At 69.6% G+C, this 22,434-nt stretch carries 18 protein-coding genes; 6 read left to right on the plus strand and 12 right to left on the minus strand.

Annotation, left to right across the window (positions count from 1 at the left end; genetic code table 11):
- Positions 1-24: 24 nt before the first annotated feature.
- On the minus strand, positions 25-819 hold the full coding sequence (locus ACRSBM_RS11435) for a slipin family protein (RefSeq protein ID WP_434442760.1): 795 nt from the start codon (positions 817-819) through the stop codon (positions 25-27).
- Positions 820-1,033: 214 nt separating this feature from the next.
- Positions 1,034-5,197 (minus strand): glycoside hydrolase family 2 TIM barrel-domain containing protein, encoded by a 4,164-nt coding sequence (locus ACRSBM_RS11440; protein WP_434442762.1) that lies wholly within the window; start codon positions 5,195-5,197, stop codon positions 1,034-1,036.
- 236 nt (positions 5,198-5,433) lie between these two features.
- Between ACRSBM_RS11440 and mshC the strand changes: the two genes are divergently transcribed.
- The gene (gene mshC, locus ACRSBM_RS11445) at positions 5,434-6,672 is read left to right on the plus strand and encodes a cysteine--1-D-myo-inosityl 2-amino-2-deoxy-alpha-D-glucopyranoside ligase (RefSeq protein WP_434442764.1); all 1,239 of its coding nucleotides are present in this window, start codon (positions 5,434-5,436) and stop codon (positions 6,670-6,672) included.
- On the opposite strand, the gene ACRSBM_RS11450 is transcribed toward mshC, so the two are convergent.
- From ACRSBM_RS11450 to ACRSBM_RS11465, 4 genes are all read right to left on the minus strand, one after another.
- Complete coding sequence (locus tag ACRSBM_RS11450; RefSeq protein WP_434442766.1) at positions 6,669-7,433, minus strand: ATP-dependent Clp protease adaptor ClpS; 765 nt, start codon at positions 7,431-7,433, stop codon at positions 6,669-6,671. The genes mshC and ACRSBM_RS11450 overlap by 4 nt on opposite strands.
- Positions 7,434-7,456: 23 nt before the next feature.
- Positions 7,457-7,963: a hypothetical protein gene (locus ACRSBM_RS11455; RefSeq protein WP_434442768.1), complete on the minus strand. Its 507-nt coding sequence runs from the start codon at positions 7,961-7,963 to the stop codon at positions 7,457-7,459.
- Positions 7,960-8,202 carry an ATP-dependent Clp protease adaptor ClpS gene (locus ACRSBM_RS11460; protein ID WP_434442769.1) on the minus strand — a complete coding sequence of 81 codons (243 nt, stop codon included), beginning with the start codon at positions 8,200-8,202 and terminating at the stop codon, positions 7,960-7,962. The genes ACRSBM_RS11455 and ACRSBM_RS11460 overlap by 4 nt, the downstream gene beginning before the upstream one ends.
- 94 nt (positions 8,203-8,296) lie before the next feature.
- Positions 8,297-10,003, minus strand: coding sequence for a S8 family serine peptidase (locus tag ACRSBM_RS11465; RefSeq protein ID WP_434442771.1), 1,707 nt, complete (start codon positions 10,001-10,003; stop codon positions 8,297-8,299).
- 500 nt (positions 10,004-10,503) lie between these two features.
- Here ACRSBM_RS11465 and ACRSBM_RS11470 point away from each other — a divergent pair, with 500 nt between their 5' ends.
- Positions 10,504-11,604, plus strand: a complete 1,101-nt coding sequence (locus ACRSBM_RS11470; protein ID WP_434442773.1) for a S1 family peptidase — start codon at positions 10,504-10,506, stop codon at positions 11,602-11,604.
- A 69-nt stretch (positions 11,605-11,673) separates the two neighbouring features.
- Here ACRSBM_RS11470 and ACRSBM_RS11475 read toward each other — a convergent pair whose 3' ends face one another.
- The gene (locus tag ACRSBM_RS11475; RefSeq protein WP_434442775.1) at positions 11,674-12,165 is read right to left on the minus strand and encodes a GbsR/MarR family transcriptional regulator; all 492 of its coding nucleotides are present in this window, start codon (positions 12,163-12,165) and stop codon (positions 11,674-11,676) included.
- Between the two features lie 83 nt (positions 12,166-12,248).
- Here ACRSBM_RS11475 and ACRSBM_RS11480 point away from each other — a divergent pair, with 83 nt between their 5' ends.
- Entirely contained in the window at positions 12,249-13,136 is an 888-nt protein-coding gene (locus ACRSBM_RS11480) for an ABC transporter ATP-binding protein (protein WP_434442777.1), read from the plus strand.
- A complete protein-coding gene (locus ACRSBM_RS11485) occupies positions 13,133-14,731 on the plus strand; it encodes an ABC transporter permease (protein ID WP_434442779.1) in 1,599 nt (532 codons plus the stop codon). The genes ACRSBM_RS11480 and ACRSBM_RS11485 overlap by 4 nt, the downstream gene beginning before the upstream one ends.
- Here ACRSBM_RS11485 and ACRSBM_RS11490 read toward each other — a convergent pair.
- Both ACRSBM_RS11490 and ACRSBM_RS11495 read right to left on the minus strand, forming a co-directional pair.
- Positions 14,661-15,827 carry an MFS transporter gene (locus tag ACRSBM_RS11490; RefSeq protein WP_434453053.1) on the minus strand — a complete coding sequence of 389 codons (1,167 nt, stop codon included), beginning with the start codon at positions 15,825-15,827 and terminating at the stop codon, positions 14,661-14,663. The genes ACRSBM_RS11485 and ACRSBM_RS11490 overlap by 71 nt on opposite strands.
- A 196-nt stretch (positions 15,828-16,023) precedes the next feature.
- On the minus strand, positions 16,024-16,923 hold the full coding sequence (locus ACRSBM_RS11495) for a PAC2 family protein (RefSeq protein ID WP_434442781.1): 900 nt from the start codon (positions 16,921-16,923) through the stop codon (positions 16,024-16,026).
- A 48-nt stretch (positions 16,924-16,971) separates the two neighbouring features.
- On the opposite strand from ACRSBM_RS11495, the gene metH reads away from it, so the two are divergent.
- A complete protein-coding gene (gene metH, locus ACRSBM_RS11500) occupies positions 16,972-20,511 on the plus strand; it encodes a methionine synthase (RefSeq protein WP_434442782.1) in 3,540 nt (1,179 codons plus the stop codon).
- Positions 20,504-21,160, plus strand: coding sequence for an HAD family hydrolase (locus ACRSBM_RS11505; protein ID WP_434442784.1), 657 nt, complete (start codon positions 20,504-20,506; stop codon positions 21,158-21,160). The genes metH and ACRSBM_RS11505 overlap by 8 nt, the downstream gene beginning before the upstream one ends.
- On the opposite strand, the gene ACRSBM_RS11510 is transcribed toward ACRSBM_RS11505, so the two are convergent.
- Genes ACRSBM_RS11510 through ACRSBM_RS11520 form a run of 3 tightly spaced genes read right to left on the minus strand, consistent with a single transcriptional unit; the run spans position 21,157 to position 22,413 of the window.
- Entirely contained in the window at positions 21,157-21,402 is a 246-nt protein-coding gene (locus tag ACRSBM_RS11510) for a hypothetical protein (protein WP_434442786.1), read from the minus strand. The genes ACRSBM_RS11505 and ACRSBM_RS11510 overlap by 4 nt on opposite strands.
- 57 nt (positions 21,403-21,459) lie before the next feature.
- A complete protein-coding gene (locus tag ACRSBM_RS11515; RefSeq protein ID WP_434442787.1) occupies positions 21,460-22,203 on the minus strand; it encodes a CbtA family protein in 744 nt (247 codons plus the stop codon).
- A 21-nt stretch (positions 22,204-22,224) separates the two neighbouring features.
- The gene (locus ACRSBM_RS11520) at positions 22,225-22,413 is read right to left on the minus strand and encodes a CbtB domain-containing protein (RefSeq protein WP_089955709.1); all 189 of its coding nucleotides are present in this window, start codon (positions 22,411-22,413) and stop codon (positions 22,225-22,227) included.
- Positions 22,414-22,434 lie beyond the last annotated feature (21 nt).

The raw sequence follows: 22,434 nt of genomic DNA on the forward strand, positions 1-22,434 counted from the left end.
CAGTGAGGCGTTACTCCGGTTAACTCACATGGGGGAATCCGTCGGCTCGCTCTTCGGCAGTTCGATGTTGGTGTTCTTCTCCAGGAACCTCAGCAGCTCCACCGGGAACGGCAGCACCAGCGTCGAGTTCTTCTCCGCCGCCACCTCCACGATGGTCTGCAGCAGCCGCAGCTGCAGCGCGCCGGGCGTGGCCTCCATCGTGCCCGCGGCCTCGGAGAGCTTCTTCGACGCCTGCAGCTCGCCGTCCGCGGTGATGATGCGGGCACGGCGCTCACGTTCGGCCTCCGCCTGCCGCGACATCGAGCGCTTCATGCTCTCCGGCAGCGCCACGTCCTTGATCTCAACGCGGTCGATGTCGATGCCCCACGTCAGCGCGGGCGTGTCGATCATCAGCTCCAGGCCCTGGTTGAGGCGCTCGCGGTTGGACAGCAGGTCGTCGAGCTCGCTCTTGCCGATGATCGACCGCAACGACGTCTGCGCGACCTGCAACATCGCGAACCGGTAGTCCTCGACGTTGATGATCGCCTTCGCCGCGTCCTGCACCTTGAAGTACACGACGGCATCGACGCGCACGGTGACGTTGTCGCGCGTGATGCCGTCCTGGGCCGGCACGGGCAGGGTGACGATCTGCAGGTTGACCTTCCGGAGATGGTCGACCCCGGGGATCACCATCGTCAGCCCCGGCCCGCGCACGCCCTGCTGGAGCTTGCCGAACCGGAACACCAGTCCCTGTTCGAACTGTTTGATCACTCTGGCGCTCATGGCGAGGCCGAGGCCTCCGAGCGCGATCAGTCCGCCGAGGATTTCGAAGAAGATCATGAGACCCCGCCCTTCGCCGGCGAATGCCCTTGATCCCTACGGTACGCCGCTAGGGCCGGTATCGAAGTCCATGTTCGCGATAGCCGGGCCTGAGGCGGCCCCTGGCGGCACGGCCGGACGGCCCACATACAACACCGGTATGCGGGTCGTCCGGCCGCACCACCGGAAACCACCTCAGGCGCGACTCTCATCGAACGGGACTTCGATACCGGCCCTACGCGCAGCTCAAGACCGGGTTCGCCCAGTCGGAGTGGTCGTTCGCGTTCCCGTCACCCCCGTCTGTGACCCGGAACGTCACCACGGTTGCTCCGGACGTGTCGACGGTGATCGGGACGGCGGCGCTCCGTCCGGTCAGCACCGGGCTCTGGTAGATCTGCTGCCCGTCGCGCAGGACCTCGAACCGCACGCTGCCGCCGCCGTTCGTCTCGTCGTCGACACCGATGGTGGCGGTCAGCGCGGAGCACCTGCCGCCGGTGTAGACCTGGAACTCCGAGTCGGCGTGCGTGCCCACGCCCTTGTCGAACTTCGCGCCACGGATGCTCATCGGGTTGCCGTCACCGCCGACGTTCTCGCCGTTGCTGCGGTCGCGCTCGATCGGGCCCCACCCGTTGCGCTCGCCGAGGAACTCCAGCGCGGACACCGGCGTCTCGCCCTGCGGCGGACGCGGGGTGGCGGTGAAGTCCTTGGTCAGGCTCGTCGTTCCCTTGCCCGTGGTGACCTCGGCGAACACCGGGCGGGTGCCGGTCGCGCCGCCCTCCCGCGTGATCGTCACCTTCGCGGAGCCGCCGGTGACCTCGACGGTGGAAGGGGAGACCGACCAGCCGTCCGGCGCGGTCAGCCGTGCCGTCGTGACGCCGGGGCACGGCTTGGTCACCACCAGTTCGGCCTCGACCTGCTCGCCGGGTTCGAGAGTGGTGTCGGCGGCGTTGAGCTGCGTCGTGGGCGCGCAGTCGACGTGACGGCCGAGCTTGCCCGTCGCGGCCTCCACGGGCGTGAGCGGGCGCAGCAGCACGGAGTACGCGTACTCGTTGCCCGCCTCCACCTGGTACTGCGGCAGCGGCTCGTGGAACGTCTCGCTGACGCCCGTCACGCGGTGCGCGGCGTGCAGGGTGGTCCAGCCGTCGTTCTTCTTGAGCGCGAACGGGTACGCTGCCCGGTCCAGGTCGTCGTAGCGCGACACCCGCACGTCGAGGTCGCCCGCGACGAGCAGGCCCGCGCGGCCGTTGGACAGCGTCGCCCAGCGCGTGTCCGCGTGGTTGCCGAAGTCCTGCGGCTTGTAGTAGTCGTTGAACTCCTTGTCCACAGTGGACTGGTAGACGCCGATCGGGTTGCCGGCCAGGCGGTCGTCGTAGTTCTCGCCGGGACCACGGCCGTACCAGGTGAACTTCTGGTAGTCGTCGGGCACCTTGAGCGTGAAACCGATGCCGGGCAGGTAGCTCAGGTCGCGCATGCGGTCCCGCGCCGCGACCCGGTGGCCGACGGTGATCTCGCCGGCGCCGGTGATCCGATAGGTGAAGGTCTGGCCGAAGGACGCGTTCTGCACCCCCTGGGCCGTGGACCTGGCCGTGATGGTCGTGTCCGTCGCGTTTTGGGCGACCGTCACGCTCGACGGCGTGGTCTTGAGGCGGTCTAGGCCGTTGCGGTACCAGGAGCCGTCCTCGCTCATGTACTCGTTGGACAGCGGCGCGCGCCACGCGTCGAGTTCCGGGCCGGTCCTGAGCAGCTCGGTGCCGCGTACGCGCATCGACGTGAGCGTGCCGGACTTCTTGCTGACGACGTACCGGAAGTCCCGGCCCGACACGACGATCTCGTCGTTGTTCTCGGTGGTGGTCAGCGTGCCGCGGAACCCCTGCGCGTGCAGGCCGGCGATCTGCGTGCCGCCGCCCACCGGGAACTGGGCGATGCCGACGTCGTTGCCCTGCCGGTCGGTCGCGCGGACGGTCAGCCGGCGCTCGGTCGCCGCGGTGAAGTCCGGCAACGTGGTCGTGCCCGGCTGGAGCCTGCCGCGGTGCTGGGCGATCGTGCGGCCGTTGTCCTGGACCTGCCAGCGCAGCTCGAGGTCGTCGGTGCCGGTGAACCGGCGTTCGCTGACGATCGTGAGCTTGTTGTCCGCGAAGGAGAACCGGATGGGGGAGTGGACCGCCATCAGTTCGGTGGTCTCCGGCTGCGGCCTGCGGTCCGCCCACACCACGCCGTCGACACCGCCGGTGCCCGCGCCGTAGGACTCGTGGCGGCCCTTGTCCTCCAGCCTCTCGAAGTCGAGCGCCAGGACCGCCTCCCGCTTCGGGTCCGCGGCGAGCTCGGACTCGGACAGGGCGCGGTGGTAGATCCGGACCTGGTCGACGCTGCCGTGCGCCATGCGGGTCCCGACGTTCTCCTGCATGGTCTCGGCGTTGCGGCCGATGTTGACCGGCCAGTGCGACCAGTCGACCGAGCCGGTGTAGTCCGCGGTGGCGACTTCACGGCCGTCGATCAGCAACCGCAGTTTCGAGCCGTCGAACGTGCCGGTGACGCGATGCCAGTTGCCCTGGAAGTCCGCCGGGACCGTGGCACGGACCGTGCGCCAGGTGCCGCTGTGGATGAAGAACTCGAGCGTCGTGGCGTTGGACATCTTCAGCGCGTACTGGTGGTCGCCCTTGGAGATGACCGTGAAGTCACCGGTCCAGGTGTCGGGCTTGACCCAGGCGTCCAGGGTGAGGCCGGTCGTGACCTCGTCGAGCTTGCGGTCGCGGTAGACCTCCACGAAGTCGTCGAGTCCGCTGAGCCGCAACGCCTTGCCGTGCGGTCCGTCCACCTGGGACGGTTTGCCGGACAGGTAGGCGAGGATCCCGTTGGCGTCGTCGGGGGTGGTGAAGAGCGGCAGCGCGATGTTCTGCTCGGCCCAGTCCCAGATGAAGCCGCCCTGCACCTGCGGGTAGGCGCGCACGACGTCCCAGAACTCCTTGAAGTTGCCGAGGCTGTTGCCCATGGCGTGCGCGTACTCGCCCATGATGATCGGCTTGGTCGTCGTCTTCGCCTTGGCTTCGAGGCTCGCGGGCGACGGGTAGCGCGGCCCGGCCACGTCCGCGAACGGAGCGTCGCCGTCCGGCACGTTCGGCTGGTGGTACAGCGGGCGGGTGTCGTGCTTCCGCGCGTACTCGGCCATCGTGTAGTGCGCCTTGCCGAGACCCGCCTCGTTGCCGGTGTCCCACATGATCACGCTGGGGTGGTTCTTGTCGCGCTGCATCATCGCGACGAACCGTTCCTGGAACGCGTCCTGCCACTCCGGGCGTTCGGCGAGGCAGTTGTTCGGGCAGCCGTCGTGGTGGTGGGTCTCGATGTCGACCTCGTCGGCGATCATCAGGCCGTTGCGGTCCGCGAGCTCGTAGAAGTACGGGTCGCTCGGGTAGTGCGAGGTGCGGACCGCGTTGATGTTGAACCGCTTCATCAGCTGGACGTCTTTTTCCTGGTCAGCGCGGGTGACGTAGCGGCTGCCGTGCACGCTCGTCTCGGCCCGGTTGGTGCCGCGGAACACCACGCGCTTGCCGTTGATCTTCAACTGCCTGTCGATGATCTCGATCTCGCGGAACCCGACCGGCTGCCTGCCGGTCTGGACGACGCGGCCGTCCCGGAGCAGCTCGATCCGCAGCTCGTAGACGTTCGGGGTCTCGTCGGTCCACTTCAGCGGGTTCGCGACCTTGCCGTCCCGGACGGCGACCTCACGGCCCTGCGGGTCGAAGAGCCTGGTCCGGACGGTGTGGCCCTCGCCCGGCCCGCCGATCTTCACGTCCGCGCTGAGCGTGGCGTCGCGGTACTCGGCGTCGAGATCGGTCTTGATCGTGACGTCCTGGAGGTACGTCCGAGGGGTGGAGTAGAGCCAGACCTCGCGGAAGATGCCGGAGAACCGCCACTGGTCGTAGTCCTCCAGGTGGGAGCCCGCGGACCAGCGGTGGACCTGGACCTTCAGGGTGTTTCGGCCGGGCTTGAGCTTGCTGGTGACGTCGAACTCGGCGGGCGTGTAGCCACCCTGGTCGTAGCCGACGTACGCGCCGTTGGCCCAGACGAAGTATCCGCTGGTCACGCCCTCGAAGCGGACCAGCGTGCGGTCCCAGTTCGCGGGCAGGTCGAAGGTCTTCTCGTAGACGCCGGTGGGGTTGACGTCGCGCGGGATCGCCGGCGGGTCGTCCGGGTACATCTCGGTGGGGATGTTGCGGAACATCGGGTGGTCGAGGAAGTCGGTCTGCCACGTGTGGGGGACCTTGACCGTGCGCCAGCCGTCCGGCGTGTCCCTGACGTCCTCGGGCTTGTCGAACATCCGGATGCGCCAGTCGCCGTTCAGGCTCAGGCGCCGCTCGGGCTTCAGGTCCGGGTGCGGGGGCTCCTGGTGCTCCCCCGTCATTCTGGGATTCTCCAGATACGCCAAGACGTCCAGGGGTTCCGCCTGGGCGGTGGCGGGGGAGAGTGAGAGCGCTACCACCGTGGCTACGACGACACGAAGCATGCCTTCGGAAACTAGGGGTGCGCTGACAACGTCGTCAACGAATGTCCGATCTTTCTGTCCTGGTCCGATCGGGGTGGTGGTTCCAACAGCCGGAAAGTGCGCTCCACCCGGCGGCACGCGTTAGTGTCGGAAGCATGCAGACCTGGTCATCCATTCCTGTGCCGCGGGTTCCGGGGGACCCCCGCCCGCTGCGGCTGTTCGACACGGCTACGGGCGAAGTGCGCCCCACGGCTCCAGGAGACACCGCCAGGTTGTACGTCTGCGGCATCACGCCGTACGACGCGACGCACCTCGGCCACGCCGCGACCTACCTCGCGTTCGACCTCGTGCACCGCGTGTGGCTCGACAACGGCCACAACGTGCACTACGTCCAGAACGTCACCGATGTCGACGACCCGCTGCTGGAGCGCGCCGAGCGCGACCAGGACGACTGGGTCGTCCTGGCGATGCGTGAGACGGCGCTGTTCCGCGAGGACATGGAGGCACTCCGCGTCCTGCCGCCGCAGGACTTCGTCGGCATCGTCGAGGCGATCCCCGAGATCGTCGAGGTGGTCGCCAAACTTCTCAACGACGGCGTCGCCTACCGGGTGGACGACGCCGAGTACCCGGACATCTACTTCGAGCACAACGCCACCGGGCGGTTCGGCTACGAGTCGAACTATTCGGAGGAGAAGATGCTCAAGCTGTTCGCCGAACGCGGTGGCGACCCGGACCGCCCGGGCAAGCGCCACCCCCTCGACGCCCTGCTGTGGCGCGTGCGGCGCCCCGGCGAGCCCTCCTGGCCGTCCGAGCTGGGCGAGGGCCGCCCCGGCTGGCACATCGAGTGCAGCGCCATCGCCCACAACCGCCTCGGCATCGGCTTCGACGTCCAGGGCGGCGGCTCCGACCTGATCTACCCGCACCACGAGTACTCCGCCGCGCACGCCGAGGCCCAGACCGGCCAGCACCCGTTCGCGCGCCACTACGTGCACGCGGGCATGATCGGCCTCGACGGCGAGAAGATGTCGAAGTCGCGCGGCAACCTGGTCTTCGTCTCGAAGCTGCGCTCCGAGAAGGTCGACCCGAACGCCATCCGCCTCGCGCTGCTGGCGGGCCACTACCGCGCCGACCGCCCGTGGACCCAGGCGCTGCTCGACGAGGCGCTGGTCCGCGTCGCCAAGTGGCGCCGCGCGGTCGAGCTGTCGTCGGGGCCGTCCGCCGCGGACACCGTGACGCGGCTGCGGGACCACCTGGGCAACGACCTCGACACCCCGAAGGCGCTGGCCGCCATCGACGCGTGGGCCGACGAGGCGTTGGCGCACGGCGGTTCGGACCGGCACGGTCCGTCGCAGGTCCGCACGGCCGTGGACGCGCTTCTGGGCGTGGAGCTCTAAACCGGCTGACCGGTGGCCGTCTCCTCGGCGGCCACCGGCTCGCTCCCCGGGACGACCACCTCGGGATCGACCGCCGCCACCAGCTGGTGCTGGATGTACGCGAGCGTCTGGAAGTGCAGCGCGGTCGCCTTGCGGAGCTGCCGGTACAGCGCGCGGATCTGGCTGATCACCACGATCCACTCCTCGGCCTCGGCGGTGGTCAGCACGAGCGACTCGGCGTTGATCCACTGCTCCCACACCCGGTCGACGAGCGCACGGTCGGCGAGCATCTTCCGGTGCCGCCGCCGCACCAGCGCGGACCGCCACCGCGACGCGGCGATGTCCGGGAACATCCTGCGCAGGAACGGCCGCCGCGTCATGAAAGGCCGGGGGAAGCGGAGTCCGTACACGATCACGTTGCGGCGGTAGACGTTCTCCAGCGTCCGGAACGCCGGCTCCCAGCCCCGTGCGAACCGCTCGGGGACCTCCACCAGGACGCCCCCGTCGACCCGTCGTGCGGTGAAGTACGGCTCGTCGTCGACGTCGGCTCGCTGGACCGTGGCCCGCATGCCCGCCCGCATGAATCTCAGCGCGACGGACTCGGCCGTCTCGCGGTCGTAGCTGCCGATCCCCGCGCTGCCGCTGTGATGGATCATCGTCGTCAGGTCGCGCGCGGTGTTCGTGCCGAGCTCGCAGACCGTGCGGATCAGGTGCCAGGCGACGGCGAACGGCGTGTGGTCGTCGTTGTGCACGACGACGCTCCATCTCTCCCCGGGATTCACCGGCGAAGTATGCGGTACGGCCTTCACACGGTCTGGTCGGTGCCGGTCTCCTGCTCGCGGTGCGGGCCGGCGAACGTGTCCGGGGCGACGGCCATCACCAGGAGCTCCTGACTGGCGCTCAGCAACGGGATCGCCCTCTTGGCGTACGCCTGCGTCTCGAGGAGCAGGCGGGCCTGTCCCAGCACCGCGATCCATTCATCGACCTCGGCGTGCGTCAGCACGAAGGGCCTGGGACCTCTCCAGCGGGCTCGCACCCGCTCGACGAGCGCCCGGTCCGCCAGCACGTCCCGGTGCCGGCGCAGGAAGGCGTCCGACTCCTTCGGCGACTGCGCCACCTCCGGGTAGAGGCGCCGCAGCAGGGAGGCGTGGCGCACCATCCACGCGGGCCTCTGCAGCGCGTACAACGGGTTACCGCGCCGGTAGCTCAGTGAGAGCCGGCGAAGCGCCCGCCCGATGCCCCAGGCGAACGTCCGGTGCATGTCCACCCGCACGCCGCCGCCGACCGGCTCGGCGCTGAACAACTGCGTCACGCCGCCCTCCGGACGCTCGCCGACAGCCCGTGCCGCAGCAGTTCCACCGCCAGGGCTTCCGCGGTCTCCCGGTCGTGGACGCCCACGAAGGCGCCGTCCTTCTCGTGGACCCGGATGGCCAGGTCACGCGCGCTTTCCCAGTCGAGACCGCAGATCTTGCGCAGCAGGTAGTGCACCACCGCGAACGTGTTGTGGTCGTCGTTGTGCAGGGCGACGCGCCATCTCTCGCCGGGATTCACCGGCAGAGTATGCACTCGGGACGAACGAGGGCCGGAAACGGGGAACCGCCCCCGAGGCGGAAGCACCGGGGGCGGTTCGTTCAACCGGAAACGATCAGACGTCGAGCGTCCAGCTGTTCAACGTGCCGGTGTCGAAGTACGCCGCGTCACGCACGCGCAGGGTCCACGTGCCGTTGGCGGCCTCACCCGAGAGGTTCCGGGCGTAGGTCTCGTTGATGTCGTTGGCCGAGCCGCCGGAACGGTTGTGCAGGTTGTAGACCGAACCGTCGGGCGCGACCAGGTCGACCACGAGGTCGCCCTTGTAGCTGTGCGTGATCGCGACCTTGATCGACGAGGTGGCCGACGCGTTGCCCGCGCAGCCGGAGACGACGATCGTGCTGGTCACGGTGGTGTTGTCCGGGATCCGGACCGGGGTGGAGTTGGTCCTGGCGTCACAGCTGCCGCCGACCGCGTTGACGACCCACGAGAACGTCGCCGAGCCGGTCTTGCCGGCGGAGTCGGTCACCCTGGCGGTCACCGTGGAGGTGCCCGCCGTGGTCGGGGTGCCGGAGATCGCGCCGGAGGCGGACGCCGACAGACCGGCCGGGAGGCCCGAGACGGACCAGGTGTACGGCGCGGTGCCGCCGCTCGCGGAGAGCTGCAGCGACGCCGGGGTGCCGACCGTCGAGGTCTGCGTGCCCGGGTTGGTCACCGAGGGGTCGCCCGGCTGCACGTCACCGAAGAGGGTGTAGAGCAGCTTGTTCGGGGAACCGGAGCCGGGGTTGCTGATCTTGTTGGGGGTCGACGCCGCGTTCAGGCCCGCCCAGACCGCGGCGGGGCTGTCGGTCGGGTGCGTGGCGAGCCACAGGGCCGCACCGCCCGCGACGTGCGGAGACGCCATCGACGTGCCGGAGATGTTGTTCGTGGCGGTGTCGCTGGTGTGCCACGCCGACACGATGTTCTGGCCCGGCGCGAAGATGTCCGTGCAGGTGCCGTAGTTGGAGAACGAGGCACGCGCGTCGGTGTTGGTCGACGCGTTGACCGTGATCGCCTCGGCGACGCGGGCCGGCGACGACGAGCACGCGTCGGTGTTCGAGTTACCGGACGCGAGGGCGTAGGTCACGCCCGACGCGACGGAGTTGCGGACGGCCGTGTCCAGGGCGGCGGCAGCGCCACCACCGAGGGACATGTTCGCCACCGCGGGCTTCACCGCGTTCGCGGTCACCCAGTTGACGCCGTCGACGACGCCCTGGATGGTGCCGGAGCCCTGGCAGTTCAGGACCTTCACCGCGACGACCTTGGCGGCCTTCGCGATGCCGTACTCGGCGCCCGCGACGGTGCCGGCGACGTGCGTGCCGTGGCCGTTGCAGTCGCTGTTGTTGCCGTCACCGGAGGTGTTGGTGCCCCAGGTGGCACGGCCGCCGAACGTCTGGTGCGTGGTGCGCACACCGGTGTCGACGATGTACGTCGTCACGTTCGACGCGGTCGTGTTGTACTGGTAGCTGTTGCTCAGCGGCAGGTCCCGCTGGTCGACGCGGTCCAGGCCCCACGACGGCGGGTTCTGCTGGACGTCGAGGAGGCTGACCTCGGCGTCCTGCTCGACGAACGCGACCTTCGGGTCCGCGGCGAGACGGGCGGCCTGCTTGGCCGTCATCGTCACCGAGAAGCCGTTGAGCGCGTGCTGCCAGACCTTGCCGACCTGGCCGCCGTAGCGGCTCGCCAGTTCCGGAGCGGCGGCCCTCGACGCCGCACCGGCCTTGAGCGAGACGATGTAGCTGTCCTTCACGACCCTGGCGCGGTCGGCGCCGAGAATCGTCCCCACGTTTTCTTGAGCGGATGCGGCGGGAGCCACAGCGGCTGCCAGACAGACGGCAGCGGCGGCGGCGAGTCCCGTACCCAAGACTCTTCGCATTGCAGGGTTCTCCCTCGTGCAGGGAACAGGGTGATCTGCACGCTAGACCTAAACCGCAGGTCAGAGGGATACGCCGTCGGTTGCGAACTGTTGACAGTTTTGGCGTTCCGTGTCAAAGCGACTGGTCGCTCTCAGTTACGGAAATAGGCCGAGAGAACGCATTTGGTTTCCCTATATCAACCCGAACGCCGAGAGGTCCACCCCTCGATCGGCCCTACCGACCAGTAGGCAGCACGAGTTAGCGTCACCCAGACGGAGGAACGAACTGATCGGGCAGTTCGACCGCCTGGGGACGCCATTCATCCGGTGTCGTGCGGGCTGTGTTGCAGCACAGCCGATCTCCTCATCGCGGTTGCCCGGTCCGGCGTTACACCGGCCCTGCACAAACCGAAGATCAAGGAGAAGTGCCTATGAAGCGCATGGCTGTCGCGGCAGTCGCCGTGCTGGCGGGTGCGTTCGCGACCACGGCCTCCCCTGCCGCCGTCGCCGCGCCGCAACCGTCAGCCGACCTGCTCGCCGCGATGCAGCGCGACCTCGGACTGAACGCCCAGCAGGCGGCGGAACGGTTGCGCCAGGAGAGCGCGGCCGCGGTCCTGCAGCGCGTTGTGGAGAACTTCGCCGGCGACAGCTTCGGTGGCGCGTGGTTCGACGCGTCCACCGGCAAGCTCGTCGTGGGCGTGACCGACGCGGCCAAGGCCGACCGGCTCCGGCGGCTCGGCGCGGAGCCGCGCACGGTCGCCCACAAGGCCAGTGACCTCGACGCGGCCAAGGCGAAGCTCGACGCCTCGCCGGCGCCCGCCGCGGTCACCGGCTGGTTCGTGGACACCAAGGCCAACGCAGTGATGATCACTGTCAGGCGAGGTCAGGCCGAGGCGGCCGCGCCGCTGGTGGAGAAGGCGGGCACCCTCGCCAAGGTCGTCGAGACCGACGAGGCGCCCCGGTTGTTCAAGGACATCCGCGGCGGCGACGCCTACTACATCAACAACGCGGGACGGTGTTCCGTCGGCTTCGCGGTGCAGGGCGGGTTCGTCACCGCCGGGCACTGCGGCTCCGCCGGTGACAGCGTGGCCGGCGTCGACCGCACCGACCTGGGCGCGTTCGAGGCCTCGTCCTTCCCGGGCAACGACTACGGGTGGGTCAAGGCCAACTCGTCGTGGACGCCCACGGCCAACGTGAACCACTACGGCGGCGCCGACGTCGTCGTGTCCGGTCACACCGAGTCCGCCGTCGGCGCCTCGATCTGCCGGTCCGGCTCGACCACGGGCTGGCACTGCGGCGAGGTCCAGGCCAAGAGCCAGACGGTGAACTACCAGGAGGGCTCCGTCAGCGGTCTGACGCGCACCGACGTGTGCGCGGAGCCCGGTGACTCGGGTGGCTCGTGGGTCAGCGGCACGCAGGCGCAGGGTGTCACCTCCGGTGGCAGCGGCAACTGCTCCAGCGGCGGCACGACCTACTTCCAGCCGGTCAACGAGATCCTCTCGGCGTACGACCTGACGCTCGTCACGGGCTGACGCACAAGCCATGGGGGTGACATTCATGGACCTCAGGTCCATGAATGTCACCCCCATGGCCGTTCGGGGTCAGTGTTCTTCGAGCCATTTCTCGCGGTGCGTGCGCCATCGGTCGAGCAGCGAGCCGAGTTCGCCGTGCACGAACCGGAAGAACTCGCGCGTCTCGTCCAGCCGCAGCGCGGCCTCGGTGTCCGGCCCGAGCGCCTCGACGCCCTCGGTGAGCACCTCGTCGATCAGCACGAGCATCTGGTCCTTGCGGAACGTCGTCTCGTACCAGACGTTGTCGCGCATCCGGAAGACGTCGCGGCGGGATCCCGGCTCGCGTTCGCGGCTGACGATCTGGACCGTGGTCAGGTAGCGCACCGCGCCCGACACCGCCGCCGGACTGATCTGCAGCAGGTCGGCGATCTCGGCTGCGGTGAGCCGCCCGGAGTCCGTCGTCAGCAGCGCCGCGAGGATGCGAGCCGGCATGCGGGGCACGCCGGTGTCCGCCAGAATCCCGCCGAACCGCTCGACGAACTGGCTCACCGCCTGCGTGTCACGCTCTGTAGCTCTGGTCACGGCGGCATCATTCCCTTCCGTCAGCCGTTCGAGCAAAATTTACGTGCTTCACGAAGTTGTGAAAGAAGTGTAGCTTACCGGCCATGACATCTGCGATATCCGTGTCGGGCCTGGTCAAGACCTTCGGCCCGACGCGTGCGCTGGACGATCTGAACCTGGATGTCCAGACCGGTGAGGTCCACGGCTTCCTCGGCCCGAACGGCTCCGGCAAGTCGACGACGATCCGGATCCTCCTCGGCCTGCTGCGTGCCGACTCCGGCACCGCGCGGCTGCTCGGCGGCGACCCGTGGAAGGACACCGCGTCCCTGCACCGCCGCCTCGCCTACGTCCCCGGCGACGTCAACCTCTGGCCCAACCTGACCGGTGGCGAGGTCATCGACCTGCTCGGACGGCTCCGCGGTGGCCTCGACAAGGCCCGCCGCACCGAGCTGCTGGAGCGCTTCGAACTGGACCCGCGAAAGAAGGGCCGCACCTACTCCAAGGGCAACCGGCAGAAGGTGGCGCTGGTCGCCGCCCTGTCGAGCGACGTCGAGCTGCTGATCCTCGACGAGCCGACCTCCGGCCTCGACCCGTTGATGGAGGCCGTCTTCCAGGACTGCATCAACGACGAACGGCGGCGCGGCCGCACCGTGCTGCTCTCCAGCCACATCCTCGCCGAGGTCGAGGCGCTCTGCGACCGGGTGTCGATCATCCGCAACGGTCACGTCGTCGAGACCGGCACGCTCGCCGACCTGCGGCACCTCACCCGCACGTCGATCTCCGCCGAGCTCGCGGGCCCGCCCAACGGCCTCGCGGACCTGGCCGGGGTGCACGACCTCGTCGCCGAGGGCAACCGCGTCCGGTTCGAGGTCGACTCGGACCAGCTCGACCCCGTGCTCAAGCAGCTCGTCTCCACGGGCGTGCGCACGCTGACCTCGCAGCCGCCGACGCTGGAGGAACTGTTCCTGCGCCACTACGAGGACGCGAAATGAGCGGCACCACGTTCGTCGGCACCCGGCACCTCGTCCGGCTGGCGCTGCGCCGGGACCGCGTCCTGCTGCCGGTCTGGGTGCTCTTCCTGGCCGGCGTCACCTACTCGACGACGACGGCGCTCGAGGAGCTGTACGGGTCGGCCGAGTCGCGGGCGCTGCTCGGCGTCACCGCGAACGCGAACTCCGCGTTCCTCGCGATGCTCGGCCCGTTGCACGACTCGTCGTCGCTCGGCGGTCTGGTCGTGTGGCGCTGGGGCGTGTTCGCGGGCCTGTTCATCGCGATCATGGCTCTGCTGGTCGTCACCCGGCACACGCGCGCGGAAGAGGAAGCCGGCCGTACCGAACTGATCAGTGCGGCCGTCGTCGGCCGGCACGCGCCGCTGGCCGCCGCGGTGATCGTCGCGGGCGGCACGAGCCTGCTGATCGGCCTGCTGCAGGCGCTGGCGCTGATCGGCAAGGGGCTCGACGCGTCCGGCTCGTTCGCGTTCGGGCTGTCCACGGCCTCGGTCGGGCTGGTCTTCACCGGCGTCAGCGCGTTCACCGCGCAGCTCTCGGAGAACTCGCGCGTGTCCAACGCGCTCGCGGGCGGGTTCCTCGGCGTGACCTACCTCTTCCGCGCGGCCGGTGACGCGGCGGGGGAGTCGGGGCCGCAGTGGCTGACCTGGCTCTCACCGATCGGCTGGACCGAGCACGTGCGGTCGTTCGCCGACAACAGGTTCTGGGTGCTCGGCCTCTCGCTGGCCGCGTTCGTGCTCCTGATCGGCGTCTCGGCTTACCTCGTCACGCGCCGGGACGTGGGGCTCGGCCTGCTGGCGACCCGCCCAGGACCTCCCGAGGGCACGATCGGCACCCCGTTCGGCCTGGCCTGGCGGCTGCAGAAGGGCTCGCTCATCGGCTGGTCGCTGGCGCTGCTCGCGGTCGGCATGATCTACGGCAGCGTCGCGCAGGCGGTCGGGCAGATGGTGCAGGACAACCCGACGCTCGGCCAGATCGTGCAGCAGATCGGCGGTGCGGACGCGATGGTGGACGCGTTCTTCGCGACCATCACCCAGCTGCTGGGCCTGATCACGTCGATCTACCTCGTGCAGGCCGTGCTGCGGCTGCGGTCGGAGGAGACGTCGTTCCGTGCCGAGCCGATCCTCGCCACACCGGTGTCGCGCTGGGGCTGGGTCGCCTCGCACGCCGTGTTCGCCCTGGCCGGCGGCGCGATCGTGCTGGCGGCGTCCGGGCTCGGGCTCGGGCTCGTGCACGGGCTGCAGACCGGCGACCTGGGCGCGGTGCTGCCCCGGATGCTCGGCGCGGCACTGGTCCAGCTGCCGGCCGCCTGGGTGGTCGCGGGCGTCGCGCTGGTGCTGTTCGGGCTGTTCCCGCAGCTCACCGGCGTGAGCTGGGCGGTGGTGTCGGTGTCGCTGGTGATCACGCTGCTCGGCCCGGCCCTGCAGCTCGACCAGTGGATCATCGACGTCTCGCCGTTCACGCACGTCCCGAAGTACCCGGACATCACCTTCGGGCCGCTCGCGTGGCTCACAGTGGTGGCGGTGGTGCTGCTGGCGGCGGGGTTCGCCGGTTTCCGCCGCCGCGACCTGTCCACGTGACGACCGCGGGCACGGTGACCAGCAGTGCTGCCGGGACGAGGAACCCCAGCAGCGGGTGCGACTGGTAGAGCGGGACGAACGCCAGCGGGGCCGCGGCGGCGCCCATGAAGCGCAGTGACTGCACGACACTGACGCTGCCACCCCTGTTGGCGTTCTCGCTCTGCAGCACCAACGCGTTGAGGCTCACCAGCACGCCCTGCGCGGCGGCCCCGGTCAGCGCCCACGCGATGACCACCATCGCGGCGAACGGCGACGTACCCACCGCCGCGACGAGCCCCGCGCCCAGCGTCGCGCCGACGACCACGGTGGTCGCCGCGCCGAACCGGTCGATGGCCCTGCCGATCTGCCGGGCGGTGAGGAACCCGACGATGCCGAAGCCCGTGAGCAGTAGCCCGCGTTCACCGGCGCCGAGGCCGAACACGTCGTCCAGCCGGAACGCCACGAGGAACGACAGGCCACCCAGACAGCCCCAGCCGACGAACGCGATCACGGCGGGCCTGACGGTGCTCGGCACGAACGCGCTGCGCAGACTCACGTCGCGTTCCGGCGCGGCGTCGGTCTCCGGCACGCCCAGGACTGCGAGCCCGACGGCGACCACCGCGATCACCACGAACGCCAGCCGCCAGTCGACCTCGGCGGTGAGGCCGCCGACGAGCGGGGCCGAGGTCTGCCCGGCCGCCTGCATCGACCCGAACAGCCCCAGCGCGCGCCCGAGCTTGCCCTTCGGTGTCGAGGCGGCGATCACCGCCAGCAGCACCGGAGTGGTGAACGAGTTCGCGGCGCCCTGCAACGCGCGGGAGGCCAGCAGCACCTCGAACGTCCAGGAGGACGCGGCCAGCACAGAAGTCACCGCATAGGCGATGTACGCGAACCGGACAGTCCGTTGTGGACCCCAGCGTTGCGCGAGCGTGCCGGACGCGAGCATCAGCACCGCGAACGGCACCAGGTAGTACGTCAGCGTCGAGGCGGCGCTGCCCGCCGACCGCCCGAAGCTGTCGCCGATCTCGGGCAGGATCGAGGTGGTCACGGCGCCGCCGAACGGCCCGATCAAGGCCCCGGCGTACAACCCGGCGCGCGCCAGCCGCCCCACAGCCATCTCCCCCCGCTCACTGATCTGCACGCGGGGCCCTTTCGTACCGTCCTGTAGTACGAAAGGGCCCCGCGTACTACAGGTGCTGCCGACGGACGCCGGTGCCGGGCAGCCTGCTCCCGGCGACCTCGGAGTGCACGCGGGGAGCTTTCGTACTGTCTTGTAGTACGCGGGGTCCCCGCGTGCGGTCCGTCGAGCGGGGTCAGCGTGGGCCCGTTGACGGCCAGCCGGGACCGCGGCCGCGGCGGCGCAGGTAGCGCTCGAACTCCGCGGCGATGTCGTCCCCCGAAGCCTCGGTGATCTGCATGGCCGCGTCGCCGCGTTCCTCGAGCGCGCGCACGTAGTTGCGCACGTCCTCGTCCTCGTCGGCCATCTCGGAGACCGTGCGCTCCCATTCCTCGGCCTGCTCCGGCAGCGCGCCGAGCGGGACCTCGATGTCGAGGACCTCCTCCACCCGGTGCAGCAGCGCGAGCGTGGCCTTGGGGGACGGCGGCTGCGAGACGTAGTGCGGGACGGCGGCCCAGAACGAGATCGCCGGGATGCCGGCCTGCACGCACGCGTCCTGGAACACGCCGACGATGCCCGTCGGACCCTCGTACTTCGAGTGCTCCAGGCCGAACTTCTCGGCGGCGTCCGCGTCGTAGGCCGTGCCGGTGACCGGGACCGGGCGCGTGTGGGGCGTGTCCATCAGCAGGGCACCCAGCGTCACCACCGTCGTCACCCCGAGGGCGTCGATGTGACCCAGCAGCTCGGCGGCGAACTTGCGCCACCTCATGTTCGGCTCGATGCCGTGCACGAGGATCACGTCCACGTCCGAACCGGGCGGGCGGCACACCGACAGCCGCGTCGTCGGCCAGTCGACCCTGCGGGTGACACCGTCCACCAGGCGGACGGAGGGCCGCGTCACCTGGAAGTCGTAGTAGTCGTCCGGGTCGATCTCGGCGAGCGGCGTGGCGTCCCAGGTGAGTTGGAGGTGCTCGATCGCGGTGCTGGCGGCGTCGCCGGCGTCGTTCCATCCTTCGAACGCGCAGACCATGATCGGAGCCGTGAGCGGTTTGCGCGGGTTCGAGGGGGCCGGGGATTCCTGGGACGGATCGTTCACGGCGCCAGACTACGGCCTCCCCCATCCAACTCATCGTAGGCTTGGCCCATGCGTGATCGCGGAGAGTCGCCGTTGCTGGAAGCGCTGGTGAACCGTGTTGTCGTCGCTGACGGTGCCATGGGCACCATGCTTCAGGCCGTTGACCTCTCTCTTGACGACTTCAACGGTCTAGAGGGCTGCAACGAGATCCTGAACGTGACACGGCCGGACGTCGTGAAGGCCGTGCATCGCGGTTATCTCGAGGTCGGTGTCGACGCCGTCGAGACGAACACGTTCGGCGCGAACCTCGCGAACCTGGCCGAGTACGACATTCCGGACCAGATCTTCCACCTGTCCGAGCGCGGCGCCGCGCTGGCGCGGGAGGTCGCGGACGAGTTCAGCACACCCGGTCAGCCCCGGTTCGTGCTCGGGTCCGTCGGCCCCGGCACCAAGCTGCCGACGCTCGGCCACGCGCCTTATGCGACGTTGCGCGACGCGTACCAGGAGCAGTGCAAGGGCCTGCTGGTCGGCGGCGTGGACGCGGTCATCGTCGAGACCTCGCAGGACCTGTTGCAGACCAAGGCGTCCATCATCGGCGCCAAGCGCGCGATGACCGCCGAGGGCCGGTTCGTCCCGATCATCGCCCAGGTCACCGTCGAGACGACCGGCACGATGCTGCTCGGTTCGGAGATCGGTGCCGCGCTGACCGCGCTGGAGCCGCTGGGCATCGACCTGATCGGACTCAACTGCGCCACCGGCCCCGCCGAGATGAGCGAGCACCTGCGCACGTTGTCCAAGCACGCGCGCATCCCGCTCTCGGTGATGCCGAACGCCGGACTGCCCGAGCTCGGGCCGAACGGCGCGGTCTACCCGTTGTCGCCGGAGGAACTGGCCCAGTCGCTGGCCGGGTTCGTGCGGGAGTTCGGCACGCGGCTCGTCGGCGGCTGCTGCGGCACCACCGCCGAGCACCTGCGGCAGGTGGCCGAGGCGGTCCGCGAGCTCGGACCGTCGGCGCGACGGCCGCGTCCGGAGCCCGGAGTGTCCTCTTTGTACCAGGCCGTCCCGTTCAAACAGGACGCTTCGGTGCTGATGATCGGCGAGCGCACGAACGCCAACGGCTCCAAGGCGTTCCGCGCGGCGATGCTGGCGGAGAAGTGGGAGGACTGCATCGAGATCGCGCGCGACCAGACGCGCGAGGGCGCCCACCTGATCGACCTCTGCATCGACTACGTGGGCCGCGACGGTGAGGCGGACATGCGCGCGCTGGCGTCCCGGCTGGCCACCGCGTCCACGTTGCCGATCATGCTCGACTCCACCGAACCCGCGGTGCTCCAGGCCGGTCTGGAGTGCCTCGGCGGCCGCAGCGCCGTCAACTCGGTCAACTACGAGGACGGCGACGGTCCCGACTCGCGGTTCCAGAAGATCATGCGGCTGGTCTCCGAGCACGGCGCGGCGGTCGTGGCGCTGTGCATCGACGAGGAGGGCCAGGCCCGCACGGCCGAGTGGAAGGTTCGCGTCGCCACCCGGCTGATCGAGGACCTGACCACGAACTGGGGCATGCGGGTCAACGACATCATCGTCGACTGCCTGACGTTCCCGATCTCCACCGGCCAGGAGGAGGTCCGCCGCGACGCCCTCGAGACGATCGAGGCGATCCGCGAGCTCAAGCGCCGTTACCCGGACGTGCAGACGACCCTGGGCCTGTCGAACGTCTCCTTCGGACTCAACCCGGCCGCGCGGCAGGTGCTGAACTCCGTGTTCCTGCACGAGTGCGTGCAGGCGGGCCTCGACACCGCGATCGTGCACGCCTCCAAGATCGTGCCGATGGCGCGCATCCCCGACGAGCAGCGCGCGGTCGCGCTGGACCTGGTCTACGACCGCCGCCGCGAGGGCTACGACCCGCTGCAGAAGCTCATGGGGCTGTTCGAGGGCGTCACCACGAAGTCGAGCTCCGCCTCCCGCGCCGAGGAACTGGCCGCGCTGCCGTTGTTCGAACGGCTGGAGCGCCGGATCGTCGACGGCGAGCGCAACGGTCTCGAGGCGGACCTCGACTCCGCGCTGGACGAGCGCCCGGCGTTGCAGATCATCAACGACACGTTGCTCGCGGGCATGAAGACCGTGGGCGAGCTGTTCGGCTCCGGTCAGATGCAGCTGCCGTTCGTGCTGCAGTCGGCCGAGGTCATGAAGACCGCCGTCGCGCACCTCGAACCGCACATGGAACGGTCCGACGACGGCGGCAAGGGCCGGATCGTGCTCGCCACCGTGAAGGGCGACGTCCACGACATCGGCAAGAACCTCGTCGACATCATCCTGTCCAACAACGGCTACGAGGTCGTGAACATCGGCATCAAGCAGCCGATCAACGCGATCCTGGAGGCCGCGCAGGAGCACCGCGCGGACGCCATCGGCATGTCCGGCCTCCTGGTCAAGTCGACCGTGATCATGAAGGAGAACCTCGAGGAGATGAACTCCCGGGGTGTCGCCGCCCGATGGCCGGTGCTGCTGGGAGGCGCGGCTCTGACTCGCGCGTACGTCGAGAACGACCTGACCGAGATGTACCTCGGCGACGTCCGCTACGCGCGGGACGCCTTCGAGGGCCTGCGGCTGATGGACGCGATCATGGCTGCCAAGCGCGGCGAGGCCCCTCCGGTGGACCCCGAGGCCGAGGCGAAGGCCGCCGAACGCAAGGCGCGCCGCGAACGGTCGCTGCGCATCGCGGCGGCCCGCAAAGCCGCCGTGGCCGAGGAGGAGACCGTCACCGGCCGCTCGGACGTGGCCGCGGACAACCCGATCCCGGCGCCGCCGTTCTGGGGCAGCCGGGTCGTGAAGGGCATCCCGGTCGCGGACTACAGCGCGCTGCTGGACGAGCGGGCGACGTTCATGGGCCAGTGGGGCCTCAAGGGCACCCGCGGCGCCGGCCCGACCTACGAGGAACTGGTCGAGACCGAGGGCCGCCCGCGCCTGCGCTACTGGATGGAACGCCTTGCCACGGAGGGTGTTCTTGCCCACGCCGCCGTCGTCTACGGCTACTTCCCGTGCGTCTCGGACGGCGACGACCTGGTGATCCTCACGGAGCCGTCGCCGGACTCCGCCGAGCGCTTCCGGTTCACTTTTCCGCGCCAGAAAAGGAATCGCCGGCTCTGCCTCGCGGACTTCTGGCGCCCGAAGGAGTCCGGTGAGGTCGACGTGATCGCGTTCCACCTGGTGACGATGGGCCAGCCGATCGCCGACTACGCGAACGATCTCTTCGGCAAGAACGCGTATCGTGAGTACCTGGAAGTCCACGGACTGGGGGTCCAGCTCACCGAGGCGCTGGCCGAGTACTGGCACAAGCGCGTGCGCGAAGAGCTCGTGTGGCCCTCAGGCGGCAATGTCGCCGCGGAGGACCCGGCGGACGTCGAGGAGTACTTCAAGCTCGGCTACCGCGGCGCGCGGTACTCGTTCGGCTACGGCGCCTGCCCCGAGATGGAAGACCGCGGGCGCATCGTCGAGCTGCTCGACCCGTCGCGCATCGGGGTCTCGCTGTCCGAGGAACTCCAGCTCCACCCGGAACAGTCCACCGACGCCTTCGTGGCGCACCACCCGGAGGCGAAGTACTTCAATGTCTGACCTGCAAGCTGTCCTGTGGGACATGGACGGCACGCTGCTCGACTCCGAGAAGCTGTGGGACATCCCGCTCTACGAGTACGCGGAGAAGCTTGGCGGTGTCCTGTCGCTGGAGACCCGCGAACGCATGGTCGGCAGCAACGTCCCCACCACGATGCGCCTGCTGTTCGCCGACGTCGGCATCGAGCCCACCGAGGCCGACATGACCGACGGCGCCGCGTGGATCTCGCGCCGCACCGAGGAGGTCTTCCGCGCCGGCCTGCCGTGGCGTCCGGGTGCCCAGGACGCGTTGCGCGCCGTGCGTGCGTCGGGGGTGCCGATGGCGTTGGTGACGTCGACCGAGCGGTCGCTGACCGAGGTCGCGCTGGACACGATCGGGCGGGACCTGTTCGACGTGACCGTGTGCGGCGACGAGGTCGACGGGCTCAACAAGCCGCTGCCCGAGCCGTACCTGAAGGCGGCCCGGCTGCTGGGCGTGGACCCGGCGCGGTGTGTGGCGGTCGAGGACTCGCCCACGGGCGTCGCGGCTGCTGTCGCCGCCGGGTGCACCGTGCTGGTGGTGCCCTGTGACGTCGAGGTGCCGGCGGGGGAGAGGCGGATCTTCCGCGACTCGCTCGTCGGAGTGGACCTGGACGTGCTGAAGACACTCTAAGTGGGCACGGACTGCCACATCAGCGCGCCGTCACGCACTTCGGTGGTCTTGCGGATGCGTTTCCGGTTCGAGTCCTCTGAGGACAGCGGCGTGTACTTCGGTGGAAAGAGGTCGACCGCCCCGGCCAAGCGCCATCGCCCAATGGCACCGGAACGCGCGGAAATCTGATCGAAGGTGCGCGATGCGTTGTCGCGCAACCAGTTCTGGACTCGTTCCCACGGTTGAAGGCCGTTCTCCATCATGAGTTCATGATGGAGCCGGACGTGACGACGGTGAGGGCCGCACACGCGGCCCCACCATCACGCCGCGGCGGCCCTTTCGGCAGCCGCCCCGCTCTTGCGCGTGGCCGGGTCGACCAGCAGGCCGAACACCACGCCGATGCCGACGTAGAGCGTGGCCAGCTGGGCGAGCGAGCTGAGGCGGAACTGCCACAGCACGGCGACCGGCATGTCCGCCGGGATCGTGTCCGGCGGCGCGGGGAACGCGAGCAGCACCACCGCGACGGCCGCGGCCACCGCTAGAAGCACCGCGGTCACCCGCACCGGCTGGGACTGGGCGCGTAGCCGCTCGGCGAGCCAACTGGCGGTCCACATGATCACCAGACCGGCCACCACCACACCGAGGTAGAGCGCGGTCCGGTAGTTCACCGTCTCCGGATCACCCACGGCGGGCGGGTTGGCCGGGTACTTCAGCCACGGCAGCAGCGCCACGGCACCGAACACCGCCGCACCGAACGCAAAGCTGCGGCTGAACGGCGTGCTGCCGGTGAACCAGCGCTTCGACAGCGCGTAGGCCGTGGCGAACACCAGGCCCACCGCGATGCCGACGATCACCACGCCGAGCATGCCGCCGACGATCTGCGCGCCGCGGCTGACCAGCTCCTCCTCGCCGCCGTGCGAGTGACCGGATTCCCTGGCCTCCTCGACCGCGAGCGCGGCGCGGATCGGGATCTCGGTCACCAGCAGCTGCACGAGCGCGGAGGCGACGCCGGCGATGGCACCGGCCGCGACCCCGCGCAGCGCGAGGGACTTGTACGTCGTCATGTGCTTGACCGAGAGGTCGGATCAGTGGCACGGGACGCCGAGCGCGTGGCGCCCGTCGTGGAAGAACTCGTGCAGCAGCTCCGAGCTCGCACCGAGCGCGAGACCGTTCTCCTGCAGGACCAGATAGGTGACGATGAGGCCGAGCAGTGAGACGGCGAAGGCCCATTTGGGCACGCGGACGGCGGACAGGCTTGCTGCGGGGCTCGTCATGACGGGCTCCTCCATACCTCG

Source organism: Lentzea xerophila (genome assembly GCF_051094245.1).
Taxonomy (GTDB): domain Bacteria; phylum Actinomycetota; class Actinomycetes; order Mycobacteriales; family Pseudonocardiaceae; genus Lentzea; species Lentzea xerophila.

Coding starts and splice junctions, on each gene's coding strand:
- ACRSBM_RS11435 (WP_434442760.1), bottom strand. CDS start 819: ATGATCTTCTTCGAAATCCTCGGCGGACTGATCGCGCTCGGAGGCCTC.
- ACRSBM_RS11440 (WP_434442762.1), bottom strand. CDS start 5,197: ATGACGGGGGAGCACCAGGAGCCCCCGCACCCGGACCTGAAGCCCGAG.
- mshC (WP_434442764.1), top strand. CDS start 5,434: ATGCAGACCTGGTCATCCATTCCTGTGCCGCGGGTTCCGGGGGACCCC.
- ACRSBM_RS11470 (WP_434442773.1), top strand. CDS start 10,504: ATGAAGCGCATGGCTGTCGCGGCAGTCGCCGTGCTGGCGGGTGCGTTC.
- ACRSBM_RS11480 (WP_434442777.1), top strand. CDS start 12,249: ATGACATCTGCGATATCCGTGTCGGGCCTGGTCAAGACCTTCGGCCCG.
- ACRSBM_RS11485 (WP_434442779.1), top strand. CDS start 13,133: ATGAGCGGCACCACGTTCGTCGGCACCCGGCACCTCGTCCGGCTGGCG.
- ACRSBM_RS11490 (WP_434453053.1), bottom strand. CDS start 15,827: ATGGCTGTGGGGCGGCTGGCGCGCGCCGGGTTGTACGCCGGGGCCTTG.
- metH (WP_434442782.1), top strand. CDS start 16,972: ATGCGTGATCGCGGAGAGTCGCCGTTGCTGGAAGCGCTGGTGAACCGT.
- ACRSBM_RS11505 (WP_434442784.1), top strand. CDS start 20,504: ATGTCTGACCTGCAAGCTGTCCTGTGGGACATGGACGGCACGCTGCTC.
- ACRSBM_RS11510 (WP_434442786.1), bottom strand. CDS start 21,402: ATGATGGAGAACGGCCTTCAACCGTGGGAACGAGTCCAGAACTGGTTG.
- ACRSBM_RS11515 (WP_434442787.1), bottom strand. CDS start 22,203: ATGACGACGTACAAGTCCCTCGCGCTGCGCGGGGTCGCGGCCGGTGCC.
- ACRSBM_RS11520 (WP_089955709.1), bottom strand. CDS start 22,413: ATGACGAGCCCCGCAGCAAGCCTGTCCGCCGTCCGCGTGCCCAAATGG.